Source organism: Desulfonatronospira thiodismutans ASO3-1 (assembly GCF_000174435.1).
In the GTDB taxonomy this organism is placed as follows: Bacteria; Desulfobacterota; Desulfovibrionia; order Desulfovibrionales; family Desulfonatronovibrionaceae; genus Desulfonatronospira; species Desulfonatronospira thiodismutans.
Genome location: NZ_ACJN02000001.1, coordinates 573,203 through 586,570, shown reverse-complemented (window position 1 = coordinate 586,570; position 13,368 = coordinate 573,203). Strand labels below are relative to the sequence as shown.

Below are 13,368 nucleotides of genomic sequence, written 5' to 3'. Positions count from 1 at the left end.
CCCGGCGTTCAGTCAGCACCGGGCGCTATTGTTAAGTATCGGCTTAATCAAAAGCCATTTCTACTTTCCAGTCTTTCCAGACATTGCCCACCAGATCCGGCCCGGGCTTCAGGGTCATCTTGCCGGGCCTCCATCCGGACGGAGTGGCTTCTCCGCCTTTTGTCTCCCGGATGTGCTGAAACGCCCTGATCTGTCTCAGGGTCTCTTCCACATTTCTGCCCACAGGAGGGGTAAGGACTTCGTAGCCCTGAACAACACCGTCGGGGTCGATTATAAATCTGCCGCGGTTTTCAACACCGGCGTCTTCGTCATAGACACCGTAGACTTTACCGACTCTTCCGCCGCCGTCGGAAAGCATGGGAAAAGGCACGCCACCCTCTATCATCTTGCACAGTTCATGATCGTCCCACATCTTGTGCACAAACATGCTGTCAATGCTCATGGGCAGAACTTCTACGCCCAGATTTTGAAATTCGGAGTACTTAGCAGCAACTGCTGCTATTTCTGTAGCTCAGACAAAGGTGAAATCACCCGGGTAAAAGCAAAGAACCACCCATTTGCCCAGATAATCGGACAATGAAACATTTACAAATTTGCCCTGCTGATACCCCGGGGCCGTAAAGTCCGGTGCTTTTCTTCCCACTTGAATCATTTTTTTGTGCTCCTTTTTTGAACCGGTTTCCATACCTGTTTCTTCCGCATTTTCTTCCGAGGGCTCTTCTCCAACCGGGCCGCCTGTTGGCCGGGCGCATCCGGCCGGTAATTCTTCAGCCATAAATAACCTCCTTTTTTAATTCTCTTCCGCGAACAGTAACTATTATTATAAATCAACTTTGTCAACTTTTTTTAAAAAGTCTGGAACCGGCAGCCTCAGGAGACAGTTACCATTCCGGGGCTCCTCAGTGGTAGTTCATGGCACAAGGTCTGGGGACTGTCCCGCACTTATTTTTTTATGATAAACAATTTAGACAGTGGCTTACTGCTGAAACCTTGTCATAAAAAACAAGAAATTTGGACAGGATTAACAGGATTGACAGGATAAGCAATCTGCGGCCCCGGTGAAATCAGCTGCGCTGTCCTTCGGAATTTCACAGGGCAAGCCGGAAGCCGCAGATTGCATTAACCATCCAGCACTCACTTTCTTCCGACATTTATGAGTGCCGGAAAAAAGTGAGTGCTGGAGTGATAACCTTTTGGCCTGGCTTCCGGCCAGGACAAAGATGATTTTCTCTTCATCAATCTCTTAATCTATGCCTGCCACGCGTCTTTGGCGTGGTTAATCCTGTCAAAAAAGTTCTTTTCTTTATTGGGTTGCGGGCAAAGCCCGCCTTAGGTGTGAGCGTTGGAAAAAATAAGTACGGGACTGTCCCCGGTCACGCCAGAGGCGTGATTTAGGCACCCCATGAATGGTTACGTGACAGAGATTATAAAAAAAAGAGTTCCAGAAGACATTCCTTGAGAGGACAAATAACCATTCAACCTTTAATATCTTTTAAACTGAACCTCAAGTTCAAATAATTCCGGATAAAAACAGTCACGTACAGGACAGTTGATCACAACAGGTATGATTCCTGTTGCTTCTTACATTTTTTTATAATACTGCTTATCTCTGCGATACTTATTTATGCCTCAAAGGGGCTGGGTCTTCCGGAACCAATTTGAAGATGGATATCAGGCCTGAGTGGCACACACTCATATTTAATTTTTAACCTTTGCCATAAGCAGACTGCACGGCAAAAACCAACCATTGGAATTTCATGAAAACCTGGCTTACTTCAATATTGATCTGCCCGGCCTGCCTGCCCCTGGAAAAGGGGTTGCAGCTCAAAGCAGACTCTCAGGAAGATGACGATGTTTTAGAAGGAACCCTCAACTGCCCGGAATGCCTGAAAGAATATCCCATACGGGAAGGCATCGCCATGGTACACCCGCAGCAGGACACGATTAAAGATTCCGGATCAAAATATGAAAACTCTTCCGTGGTCTCATCCTATCTCTGGAGTCACTACTGCGACCTGCTTGAAGACCCCGAGGGCAGCAGCGCCTACAAGGACTGGGCAGAGCAAATGCACGCGGATACCGGGGGCTGCCTGGATATGGGCTCAGCCGTGGGCAGATTTACCTTTGACATGGCCTCCAGGTTTGATTTTGCCCTGGGCATAGATAATTCCGTGGCCTTTATCCGGGCGGCCAGGGAACTCATGACCCGGAGACAGGTGCAATTTGAGCTTGTTCAGGAGGGTATTTTGTCCCGGAAAGAGACACTGACCCTGCCGGATGAATGGCAGACCAGAAACATTGAGTTCATAGTGGCCGACGCCATGGCCCTGCCTTTCGCCACGGGCACTTTTTCCGCCCTGGCCTCCCTGAATATGGTAGATAAATTGCCCCTGCCCCTGAAGCACCTGCAGGAAGCCGGGAGGCTGGCCCACAGGAAAAAGGCCCAGTTCCTGCTCTCAGACCCCTTTTCCTGGTCCGAGCAGAGCGCTGACCGGCAATACTGGCTGGGAGGCAAGCCCGAGGGAGACTTTGCCGGCTACGGACTGGATAACATTGCAAAATGGCTTGAACGTCCCCGGGACAATCCCGGACCGGGATGGAATATCGAAAAAAAAGGTCACGTCTGGTGGAAAATCCGCACCCACCGCAATCACTACGAACTTATCCGCAGCTGCTACGTCAAGGCTTTCAGGTGATGACTGTTCAGGCTTGTGAGTTACAAAAAGAGAAAAGTGACTATTCAGCACCTGCGGACGAAAAGCCAGAGGCCGGAGGTTCGGCAAACAGGGTCCCGCACTTACTTTCTTAAGTCTGACCAACTTTTAAAGCAAGATTTACCAGAAAGTAAGTGCGGGATCTGAGCGACGTAGGAAGCGTTAATCAAAACCGTTAAACACTCAACTTGATTCAAAGCATAATATAATTGAAGCTTTTATGGTTGAAAAAACTTGAAGAGGTTTTAATTTACGCTTCCTTGAAGCGAGTTTTTACGTCCTGTTTGCCGAATTTCCGGACCACTGGAGGTCATATCATTAAGGTAAAAAATTACAGAGCAAAAAAATGATAATACATACCGTATGCCGTTTCTGTTCCGCCTGTTGCCCGGTGGAGGCCCGGGTGGAATCCGGCAGGCTGATTTCGGCCCAAAGGAAATCCTTTCTTCCCCCTGCCGAAAGGATTAACTGCCCCAGGCTCATGCGGGCCCCGGAGATAGTATATTCCAGAAAACGTTTGAGCTCCCCTCTTATCCGCGAAGGAAAAAAGGGAGCGGCAAGGTTCCGGGATGCCGGCTGGGACGAGGCCCTGGACCTGGTGGCCTCAAAATTTTTGCAGCACCGGGATGTTTCAGGCCCGGAAAGCATTGCCTGGCTCAGGGGCATGGCAGCTGACTGGGGGGCACCCTGGGATTACGCCCAGAGGCTCATGAACGCCTTTGGTTCTCCCAACAGCATAGGCAATGGCTCGGTCTGCCACGTGGCCCGGGAAATGGCTCACTTTTACACCTACGGGGCCATGACCATGCCCGGCATCAAGGATTCCAGCTGTGTCCTGGTCTGGGGCAAAAACGACCGCAACACCATGCCCGGGGCCTTCGAAGCCCTGCTGCATGCCCGCCAAAACGGGGCCGGACTCATAGTAGTGGACCCAGTGCGCACTCCGGCGGCGGCCATGGCGGATATCCACCTGCAGGTCAAACCGGCCCACGACGGTATGCTGGCCATGGCCATGATGCACGAGATCATCAACAGTGATCTGCACAATAAGAACTTCATCCGCGACTATACCCTGGGCTTTGATGCACTGGCCCGGGCAGTACAGAATTATCCCCCGCACGAGGTAGCCCCCTTTGCCGGACTGGATGCCCGGGACATTATAAAGGCGGCCCGCATGTATGCCCGCTCTTCCCCTGCCTGCATCGTGGACGGCAACGGCCTGGACATGCAGCTGCATACTTTTCAGGCCACCCGGGCGGTGGCCATGCTGCGGGCCATAACCGGCAACCTGGACATTGCCGGCGGGGATATCATCCCCCAGCCCCCCAGGGTACACAATATCCAGCTGCGGGACAGGCTTTCCCCGGATACTTATCCGGTCACCAGGGACTACAGTCTGTTTGGCAGCTTCCACCCCAACTGGGGACTGCATGCCCAGTCCTGCCTGGTGGACGCCATGCTGGACCAGACACCCTACCCTGTAAACATGGTGGTGGTCCAGTCCGGCAATCCCCTTGCAACCATGGCTGACTCCACCAGAGTACAAAAGGCCTTTGAAAGCCTGGACTTCATGGTGGTTATAGATCCTTTTTTCACCCGCACGGCGGAGCTTGCCAACGTTATCCTGCCGGCAAGCATGTGTTTTGAAAAGACCCAGCTAAACCGGGCATCCCTTCGTACCAGCCCGGTCATCCTGCAGGACCGGGCCATAGAACCTCTCCCCGGGACCCGGCCGGACTGGAAGATAATATTTGCGCTGGCTGAAAAACTGGGCCTGAAAAAAGAATTTCCCTGGGAAGATGTACAGGAGGCCATAGATTTTCAGCTTGAACCAAGCGGCATCACTGTAGAGGAGCTTAGAAACTCACCTCAAGGCATCCGCGACGGGGAACAGGTCTTTGAAAAATACCGCTCAAAGGGATTCAACACGCCCTCGGGCAAAGTGGAGTTTTTCTCTGACAGGCTGGAGCAAAACGGACATGACCCGGTACCCTACCAGCATGGACGCCGGGAGAACCCCATCAGCTTCTCCAGCCATGCAGGTCATGCTCTGGTGGGCATGAGCGGAGAACGGGAAAACCGTTTTACGCACACCCAGTTTCACCATGTGGACAAGCTTTTAAAGACCGGGGAAAAACCAACTGTGGACCTGCATGAGCAGGATGCCGGCAGTCTGGGCATCACAGCCGGGGAGATGGTCCGGGTGCATACCCCCAGGGGAAGCATAAAAATGCAGGCCGGGGTCACGGACAGGGTACGCCCAGGCCACGTAATTATCGCCTGGGGCTGGGGAGAGGTGCATCAGGATTATAATTTAAACCTGCTGACAGATGACCATCACCGGGACCCTGTCACCAGCACCCCTTCCAATCGAAGCTTCATGTGCAGCCTGGAAAAACTCCGGGATTAATCTTTTGGCCGGGCACTGTGTCTCTGTGAAGCCGAAAGAATGGTCTTTCGCAGGCGGATGGATACGGGAGTGACTTCCACCAGTTCGTCCTCGCGGATGAAATGCAGGGCCCGCTCCAGGGTCATGGGCAGTACCGGGGGCAGGACAATGGCATCGTCCTTGCCGGCGGCCCGGACATTGGACAGCTTTTTTTCCTTGCATACATTGACGTTTAAATCATGCTCGCGGTTGTGTTCCCCCACCACCATGCCTTCGTAAACCTGGGTGCCTGGTGTAATGAACAGGTTGCCCCTGGCCTTGAGATTGGACAGGGCATAAGGCACTGCTGTACCCGGCCGGTCCGCCACCAGGGACCCCATGAACCTGCTGGGAAAATCCCCGCGGTATTCCTGGTATCCGGTAAAATAGGAATTCATTATGCCGGTGCCCTTGGTGTCCGTCAGGAACTCGTCCCGGTAGCCGATGAGCCCCCTGGAGGGTACGGTAAACTCTATTCGTATCCGCCCGGTATCGTGATTGACCAGGTTGGTCATGCGTCCCTTGCGCAGGGACAGCTTTTCCGTGACCACCCCCATGAAGGCCTCGTCGCAGTCTATGAAAAGGTGCTCCATGGGCTCCAGCTTTTTATCCCCCTGGTATCTGATTATGACCTGAGGCCGGCCCACGCTTAGTTCGAATCCTTCCCTGCGCATGGTCTCAATAAGGATGGCCATCTGGAACTCACCCCTGCCCTTGACCACAAAGCTGTCCTTGTCCCGTGTCTTTTCCACCTGGATGGCCACGTTGCTCAGAGTCTCTTTTTGCAAACGCTCCCAGATCTTGCTGGACTGGACATATTTGCCCTCTTTACCGGCCATGGGGGAGGTATTGATGGAAAATTTCATGGACACAGTAGGTTCGTCCACGGTGATTCTCTGCATGGCCATGGGGTTATCCCGGGTGCATATGGTATCTCCGATATGCACCTCTTCAATACCGGATATAACGGCTATGTCCCCGGCCTGTATCTCGCTTATTTCCACCAGTTCCTGCCCGGCATAGGTCTGCAGTTTGGTCACCCGCAACATGTCCTGGCTGCCTTCCGGTCCCAGGCGAACCAGTTGATCGCTCTGCCTGGCCCTGCCGTTGAACACCCTGCCCACGGCAAGCCTCCCCACGTAATCCGAGTACCCCAGATCGGACACCAGCATCTGAAACGGCTTGTCCGGTTCAAAAGATGGAGGCGGAATAAAATCCAGGATAGTATCAAATAAAATATCCAGGTTGTCCGAGTCTTCATGAAAATCTTTTCTGGCTATGCCGTCCAGGGCCATACAGTAAATTACAGGAAAATCCAGCTGTTCTTCACCAGCGTCAAGATCGATGAAAAGGTCGTAGATTTCATCCAGGACCTCGGCAGGGCGGGCGTCCTTGCGGTCGATCTTGTTGATGGCCACGATGATCTTCAGTCCGGCCTCCAGGGTCTTTTTCAAAACAAACCTGGTCTGTGGCAGAGGGCCTTCCGAAGCATCCACCAGAAGCACCGCGCCGTCAGCCATGGACAGGGAGCGCTCCACTTCTCCCCCGAAATCGGCGTGGCCCGGGGTGTCGATGATGTTTATCTTGACCCCCTTCCACATAACCGCGCAGTTCTTGGCCGAGATGGTGATGCCTCTTTCCCGCTCCAGGTCCATGGAGTCCATTATCCTTTCCTCCACCTCCAGTCCCTGTCTGAACACCCCGCTTTGCCTGAACATCCCGTCCACCAGGGTGGTCTTGCCGTGGTCCACGTGGGCTATAATGGCGATATTCCGGATGGAATCATTCTGCCTGATTTCTTTCATGTCTTGGTTCATCCAGTTTTTAAAATATTGATAAAACAGCCGGATAAATTAACTGCCTGAACAGAAAATAGCAATGTTTTTTTGTCCTGAACTTTGAGCCTGATTAAAAGTAAGCTTTGTGGTCAAAAAGTCATTTGCACATGAAGAACTAAAGATTTAAGCTCAAATCATTCAGGACAACTCTGCCCCGGGGGCAGGGGAGTAAAGCATACTGCTGTTACTCACAGCCTGATTGAGCTTGACAGTCTAAGCCTCAAGCAGCAACCCTTGAGTATACTCTTATCCCGACAATGAGTTAGTTACCAGAATATTAAGATAATAATAAGGTTCAGCAGACATGAAAAAACATCTGTTTTTTATTGCAATTTTGCCGTTTTTAATGTGCACCCTGCTCTTTTTTGCCTCCCAGCATGCAACTAACCAGGAAGCAGGGGCTGAAGAGCTGAACGGTTCACCTGCGGACTCGCAGGACGCCCTCATGGACCAAGAGTCCACCCGGGTAATGCAGCTGGAAGACGAACTGCATGCACTGGAGCGTGAGCTCTCCCGCAAGTTCTCCGAGCTGGAAGAGCAGATAAGCCGTGACCAGAGTCTGTTCAGAGAATACCTGGATATACACCGTCAGGATATCCATGAGGTTGAAACCGGCCTTGAGGAGCATGAAGCTTCAATAAAGCAGCTGCAGGACCGCCTGGAAAAGGCGGAAAGCTCTCTGGAGGAACTGCGGGAGATCAAAGACAGCCTGCAGCAGGCAGTACAAGGCATGGAAGTCTCCCATGAACAAGTGGATTCAAGGCTTGAGGAGCTGTCTAAAAAGCTTTCGGGAATCGATGCCGAATATTCAAAACAGTTGGAGCGCATTGGAGAGCTGGGAGAGCTTCAAGAAAGCCTGGCTGATTTTGAAAAAGCCCTGCAGCAGAAGGAATCCGAGCTGAGATCCGAATTAGAGTCCCAGGCAGAGCGCATCTCATCGGAATTGGAGCAGAATCTGAAAAATCAGCAGGAAACGGTTGAAGGGATTGAGACCGAGCTCAGGGATAAGATTTCACAATTGTCCCGGGAAATTGAATATACGGACCAGGGCCTTGCAGACCGGCTGCAGGAGACAGATGCCGGGCTTAGGGACCTGGAAGACGCGATGGATGAACGTATACTCTACACTGCAGGAGCGGCGGCCCTTGCTTTGCTTCTTGGTCTCACCGGGCTGGCAGGGGCGATAGGTGCCAGGCGTGGACGCAGAAAACTGCAGAAACTGGTAGAAGAAACAAGCCAGGAACTTCGAAATGAATTTCAGGAACAGCAGGCCCTGCAGGACTCAAAACTGGCTGAACTCCTGGAAAGCCTTTCTCTGGTCATGCCCCAACCGGGGCAGCAGCAGGACGGGACGCAGGGTGATCCGGGGCAGCAGGAAATTGATCATGCTCTTGCCCTGAGCCTTGCCGATGAACTGTACAAACTGGTAAAGCGTTCCAGGAAACTGCCTGAAGATGAAACCACCAGGGATATCAAGTCCTCTTTGTCCAGGTCCTACAAGGCGCTGAAGGAAAAGGGGTATGAAATAGTGGACCTGGAGGGCAGGCAGTACAAGGAGGACATGGAGGCCAGGGTGGAATTCGTTCTGACTCATGAACTGCTCCCCGGAGAGCAGGTGGTTTCCAGAGTCTTCAAGCCCCTGGTCAAGTATCGCGGCAACACTATTCAGGAAGCAGAAATAGAAGTGCTGGCCGGGGAATAAATCATAGCCGTAAAGGCCTGCTCAGGTAAACTTATGAGCAGGCCTCCACGTATTCCCGGCGTAAAGAATTAATAAGTTCCTCAACGGAAGTAAGTTCCTTGATTCTGTGAGCGGTCTGGCCCGCAAAAGCAAATCCCCGGTGCAGCTTTCCCTTTTTGGCATTGGCCAGAGCAGAGGCTATGCAGTAGGGGGTTTTCTTGTAGTCGCAAGTGACTATGCAATGATAGACGCACTTGAAGGGCTGTCTGCCGCCCTGCTCTACATCTTCAAGAAACTCGTTGCGTACGGCCCTGCCGGGCATGCCCACGGGACTCTTGATTATCATCAGGTCTTCTTCAGTGCAGTCAATAAAGGACTGCTTGAAGGCCATGTCCGCGTCGCACTCATGGGTAGCCACGAAACGGGTCCCAAGCTGCACCCCCGATGCTCCAAGGCGCAGGAACCGGCAGATATCCTCTCCGGAATATATCCCCCCGGCAGCAATAACAGGGATGGTCTGGCCGTGCTCCTCCTCAAAGGGCCTGACTTCCGCCACAACCTCCTGTACCAGGTTTTCCAGCTTAAACTCCGGTAGATCCAGCTGTTCCTTCTTAAAGCCCAGATGCCCCCCTGCCAGTGGGCCTTCTACCACGAGGCCGTCCGGGAGGTAATTAAAGCGCGAAAGCCATTTTTTACACATGATCCTGGCCGCCCGGGCCGAAGAAATTATGGGCACCAGCTTTGTCCTGGATTCAGGAGTCTGATACTGGGGCAGGTCAAAAGGCAGACCGGCCCCGGCGAAGATAATGTCCACCCCCTCCTTGATGGAGGTTTTCACCAGTTCGGCGAAATTACTCAGGGCCACCATTATATTCACGCCCAGGATACCGGAAGAGTTTTCCCTGGCCTTTCTTATCTCTTTTTGCAGGGCCCTTATGTTGGCCTCTTCAGGTTTTTTAGCAATATCAGGTTCATTCATGCCGATCATGGCCGCTGAAATAACCCCGATTCCACCCTGACTGGCAACGGCCGAAGACAGTCCGGATAAAGAGATGCCTACTCCCATACCCCCCTGGATAATGGGCACCCTGGCTACCAGGTCTTTAAATCTTAATTCTGGAAAATCCATTCATTTCCTCCAAAAACTCAATTTCAATAATTACACCTAAACATAGTGCGGGCCAAATGGCAAGAAACAGTTTGGATCAGCTTCCCGGATTTTTAAACAGAAAGATTCAAGCCCTGGAGGGCACACAGGGCATCAGGACATCTCTTTTTTGGATATGGCTTCTTTTTTGATTTCATCGAGTATATCCGAAAGTACCGGCTTGACGTTTTCACGTATATCCCCGGCCACTATTATAAAAAGCAAGTCATCTCCAGGCTCCAGGATACCTGAGTTGGCCTGGACCACTATCCTGAAAATCCCCTGGCTTTTTTCGTAACGCTGCCTGATGGCCTCGACCCTGTCATGATCAGGAGTAACCTCAATTTTTTTCACCAGGGAACGGTCCTTTCTGGACCAGGCCCGCACAACCCCGTTGTGAACAAGCACCATGCCTACGTTTTCCGTAAAACCTTCTTCTTTCTTAAGCTCTGCTATGGCCTTTGAAATATCCATCTGCATCTCCTTTTTTGTAACCATTCAGGGGGCAGGTACCGGCCATGGGGACAGTCCCCGCGACACTTTTCCTTCACGAATACAAAAAGTACAGGCGCGAAATCAAATGAAGCTGCACAGTCATTACTCAGCGGGGACAGTCCCCTGGCCTATTCAGGGGCAGGTACCGGCCATGAGTCACCACCGAGGACCCCCTGAATGGTTACCCTTTTTTTAAGCTTTTGCCGGGAAAAATTACAAAATATTTCCACCTGTACTGGTATGGTATTTAAGCACTTCTATGCCTTTGGCAAGAAAAACCGCATGGTTCAAAGCCGGTTACTGCAGTCATGCATTTCACTGGTCCCTGAATCCCTCTCGGATCACCTCGAAGCTTCCAGTCTCTGTATCCAGGTCATAGATGTTAAAATTGGTGCGCATGTCCAGCCCCTGATAATGTACCGCAAAATTCAAAGAGGCGGACCCCTCTTCCCCGCTGGTTATGCGGTGAAATACATACCTGGGCCAGACCAGCATGGCCGGGCCGTCATAGAGTACCTCCCCGTTCTGGATGATCTCATGCGGGGTCACCCTGAAACTGGTCATGCCGTGGCCGTTTATATAAATATCCACATCCCGCACGCCGTAAAGGACTATAAGATTGTCATCCTGGTGGGGATGCATATACCAGGGGCGCTGTACATCCCCCACAGGGCCGGGGGAGACGGCCCCTCCCTGGTGCAGAACCCGGTCTATGGCATCAATCCTGGGCAGGAACTCCATGGGGACATTGTCAAAAAATACTCCCGGAGTACGCCTCAGGGACTGCAGGGGAATGATACGGTAAAAATCTTTGACTTCCTGAAATACGCTGTCACTGCTCATGCTTTATACTCCCTTAAACGATGTGACTGCAAAAAGTCATTTTTGCAGTCACAGACGTCAGAAGTCAGGGGTCAGAGGTCATTAAAAACAAAGACTTATGCGGATTGTTGATTCCTGAATTGTATCTGTTTAGCGCTTTGCATGTGGCATGGGGACTGGCTCTTCCGGGACCCACTTGTCCCAAAAAATGAGATATTTTAAGCACAAAATGATGCTCAAGTGGGTCCCGGAGTGCCTGTCCCCTGCTTTCCTTAAAAGCGCTAAACAGATACCCTGAATTATTCATTTGTCGACTTTTTGCAGGCGCATCTTAAAACTTGAAAACAAAGGGAAGGTTCCTCATGCAACCACCCCGCCCCCTCCTTATCCATTTACCTGGCCGTTTGATCATCGAGTTCAATATAATGAGCCGTAGACACCCCGTCCAGCAAGAGAAAGGAATTTATATTTACCACTAAAAGCACGCAGTCCGGTTTATCTGCAAGCTCCTTGAGCTGTGGATGCTGTTTCACCATGTCCTGCCTTAGTTTTTCCTGCTCCGTGGTGTCCGCTGGAGCACAGGTCCCGCTTATGGTCAGGGCCTTGTAGTCTTTCCTGGGCTCATGGGGATCCCTGGTATCCACCAAAAGGCTCACGTAAGGATTGCGGCTGATATTGGCAAATTTTCTGGAATCTTTCAGGGTGAGCAGGTAGATCCTTGTGCAGTCACTGTCAGGCACATAGGCCATAAGTGAACAGTGGGGCCTGTCTTCGTGGGAAGTGGCCAGTACCGCCAGGTCGTTTTGGTGTATTATTTCCTTGATTGTTTCCAGCATGGTTTTTCCTGAATATTTTGCAGGCTTACTGCCCGGCGGTGACGTAAAGTTCCCCGCCAAAGGCATCATTGACCACCAGGAGGGGAAAATCCAGGACCTCCAGTTCCCGGATGGCTTCTGTGCCCAGTTCCTCGAAGGCCAGCACCCGGGAACCGGTAATACACCTGGACAAGAGTGCCCCGGCCCCGCCGGTGGCCCCCAGGTAGACTGCCTTTTGCTCCTGCAGTACCCTCCTTACCTCCTGGCTCCTGCGGCCCTTGCCGATGGTGGCCCTGACCCCCAGCTGGTGCATGCGAGGTGTGTAGGCATCCATACGGGAACTGGTGGTGGGACCGGCAGATCCGATCACCCGCCCGGGAGGGGCCGGAGTGGGGCCAACATAATATACAACAGCCCCCTGGAGATTAAAGGGGGGCTCAATACCCTGGTCCAGATCCTGTAAAAGCCTTTTGTGGGCTGCATCCCTGGCGGTATAGATATGCCCGCTTAAAAGAACCTTGTCCCCGGTTCTCAGGTGTAAGACATCCTCTTCCTGCAGGGGTGTACTCAATTTGATCTCCCGACTCACAGGCTGACCTCCTTGTGCCTGGCTGCATGACACTGGATATTCACCGCCACAGGCAAAGAAGCAATGTGGCATGGCGCGGCCTGGATCTTCACCCCCAGGCATGTGGTTCTGCCTCCCATGCCCATGGGGCCTATCCCCAGGGCATTCACAGCCTCGAAAAGTTCTGCTTCCAGGTCCCGCACTTCCTGCTCCGGGTGGATATCATCCAGGGGCCTGAACAGAGCTTTTTTGGCCAGCAGGGGTGCCTGGTCAAAAGATCCCCCGATGCCGATTCCAATGATTCCCGGAGGACATGGATTGGGACCGGCCCCGGCAACCCTTTGCAGGACAAATTCCTTAACCCCCTCCAGACCCTGGGAAGGAGTAAGCATGGCCAGACCGGACATGTTTTCGCTGCCTCCCCCCTTGGGCATGAACCGGATCTTAAGCCTGTCTCCGGGTACCAGATCCAGATGAATAACCGCCGGAGTATTGTCGCCGGTATTTTTTCTGCTCAGGGGATTACAGACTGATTTACGCAGAAAGCCCTCTTCATAACCCCTGCTGACCCCTGCATTTACAGCCTGGTACAAATCTCCCCGCAACCTGCACTCCTGGCCCAGTTCCACAAAAAAAACCGCCAGCCCTGTATCCTGACAAAGGGGCAGACTCATTTCCCGGGCCAGCCGGGCGTTTTCCAGCAACTGCCCAAGGATTTCCCGGCCGGAAGGGTTGTCCTCGTTTTCCCAGGCCTTTTCCAGGGCGGTGGAAACATCCCCGGGCAGCACCATGTTGGCCTCCACCACCATTTGTGAAACCTGCCTGGTGACTTCCCGGGCATCAATACTTCGCATCTGTTC

General features: G+C 52.4%; 11 protein-coding genes. 3 read left to right on the top strand and 8 right to left on the bottom strand.

The annotated features are described in order from the left end of the window. Nucleotides 1-43: 43 nt before the first annotated feature. A complete protein-coding gene (gene prxU / locus DTHIO_RS22225) occupies nt 44-775 on the bottom strand; it encodes a thioredoxin-dependent peroxiredoxin (RefSeq protein ID WP_244156294.1) in 732 nt (243 codons plus the stop codon). A gap of 982 nt (nt 776-1,757) precedes the next feature. Here prxU and DTHIO_RS02715 point away from each other — a divergent pair. Continuing rightward, nucleotides 1,758-2,696: a methyltransferase domain-containing protein gene (locus DTHIO_RS02715; RefSeq protein ID WP_008868820.1), complete on the top strand. Its 939-nt coding sequence runs from the start codon at nt 1,758-1,760 to the stop codon at nt 2,694-2,696. Between the two features lie 364 nt (nt 2,697-3,060). Beyond that, nucleotides 3,061-5,124, top strand: a complete 2,064-nt coding sequence (locus DTHIO_RS02710) for a molybdopterin-containing oxidoreductase family protein (RefSeq protein WP_008868819.1) — start codon at nt 3,061-3,063, stop codon at nt 5,122-5,124. Here DTHIO_RS02710 and typA read toward each other — a convergent pair. Next, a complete protein-coding gene (gene typA, locus DTHIO_RS02705) occupies nt 5,121-6,947 on the bottom strand; it encodes a translational GTPase TypA (RefSeq protein ID WP_008868818.1) in 1,827 nt (608 codons plus the stop codon). The two genes, DTHIO_RS02710 and typA, sit on opposite strands and share 4 nt — an antisense overlap. 367 nt (nt 6,948-7,314) lie before the next feature. On the opposite strand from typA, the gene DTHIO_RS02700 reads away from it, so the two are divergent. Then, nucleotides 7,315-8,682, top strand: coding sequence for a coiled-coil domain-containing protein (locus DTHIO_RS02700; RefSeq protein ID WP_161598622.1), 1,368 nt, complete (start codon nt 7,315-7,317; stop codon nt 8,680-8,682). Between the two features lie 31 nt (nt 8,683-8,713). Here the strand turns inward: DTHIO_RS02700 and DTHIO_RS02695 are convergent, their stop codons facing one another. From DTHIO_RS02695 to DTHIO_RS02670, 6 genes are all read right to left on the bottom strand, one after another. After that, on the bottom strand, nt 8,714-9,790 hold the full coding sequence (locus tag DTHIO_RS02695) for an NAD(P)H-dependent flavin oxidoreductase (protein ID WP_008868816.1): 1,077 nt from the start codon (nt 9,788-9,790) through the stop codon (nt 8,714-8,716). Nucleotides 9,791-9,922: 132 nt separating this feature from the next. Further along, nucleotides 9,923-10,282 carry a molybdenum cofactor biosynthesis protein MoaE gene (locus DTHIO_RS02690; RefSeq protein ID WP_008868815.1) on the bottom strand — a complete coding sequence of 120 codons (360 nt, stop codon included), beginning with the start codon at nt 10,280-10,282 and terminating at the stop codon, nt 9,923-9,925. A 336-nt stretch (nt 10,283-10,618) separates the two neighbouring features. Then, on the bottom strand, nt 10,619-11,146 hold the full coding sequence (locus DTHIO_RS19440) for a hypothetical protein (protein ID WP_008868814.1): 528 nt from the start codon (nt 11,144-11,146) through the stop codon (nt 10,619-10,621). A 371-nt stretch (nt 11,147-11,517) separates the two neighbouring features. Beyond that, nucleotides 11,518-11,961, bottom strand: a complete 444-nt coding sequence (locus DTHIO_RS02680) for a pyridoxamine 5'-phosphate oxidase family protein (protein ID WP_008868813.1) — start codon at nt 11,959-11,961, stop codon at nt 11,518-11,520. 25 nt (nt 11,962-11,986) lie between these two features. Beyond that, nucleotides 11,987-12,529, bottom strand: a complete 543-nt coding sequence (locus DTHIO_RS02675; protein ID WP_008868812.1) for a FumA C-terminus/TtdB family hydratase beta subunit — start codon at nt 12,527-12,529, stop codon at nt 11,987-11,989. Next, nucleotides 12,526-13,362 carry a fumarate hydratase gene (locus tag DTHIO_RS02670; protein WP_008868811.1) on the bottom strand — a complete coding sequence of 279 codons (837 nt, stop codon included), beginning with the start codon at nt 13,360-13,362 and terminating at the stop codon, nt 12,526-12,528. The genes DTHIO_RS02675 and DTHIO_RS02670 overlap by 4 nt, the downstream gene beginning before the upstream one ends. Between the last annotated feature and the right edge of the window lie 6 nt (nt 13,363-13,368).

Excerpts from the sequence above, each read along its gene's own strand:
- DTHIO_RS02715 (WP_008868820.1), top strand. The coding sequence starts at position 1,758 with ATGAAAACCTGGCTTACTTCAATATTGATCTGCCCGGCCTGCCTGCCC.
- DTHIO_RS02710 (WP_008868819.1), top strand. The coding sequence starts at position 3,061 with ATGATAATACATACCGTATGCCGTTTCTGTTCCGCCTGTTGCCCGGTG.
- typA (WP_008868818.1), bottom strand. The coding sequence starts at position 6,947 with ATGAAAGAAATCAGGCAGAATGATTCCATCCGGAATATCGCCATTATA.
- DTHIO_RS02695 (WP_008868816.1), bottom strand. The coding sequence starts at position 9,790 with ATGGATTTTCCAGAATTAAGATTTAAAGACCTGGTAGCCAGGGTGCCC.
- DTHIO_RS02690 (WP_008868815.1), bottom strand. The coding sequence starts at position 10,282 with ATGGATATTTCAAAGGCCATAGCAGAGCTTAAGAAAGAAGAAGGTTTT.
- DTHIO_RS19440 (WP_008868814.1), bottom strand. The coding sequence starts at position 11,146 with ATGAGCAGTGACAGCGTATTTCAGGAAGTCAAAGATTTTTACCGTATC.
- DTHIO_RS02680 (WP_008868813.1), bottom strand. The coding sequence starts at position 11,961 with ATGCTGGAAACAATCAAGGAAATAATACACCAAAACGACCTGGCGGTA.
- DTHIO_RS02670 (WP_008868811.1), bottom strand. The coding sequence starts at position 13,362 with ATGCGAAGTATTGATGCCCGGGAAGTCACCAGGCAGGTTTCACAAATG.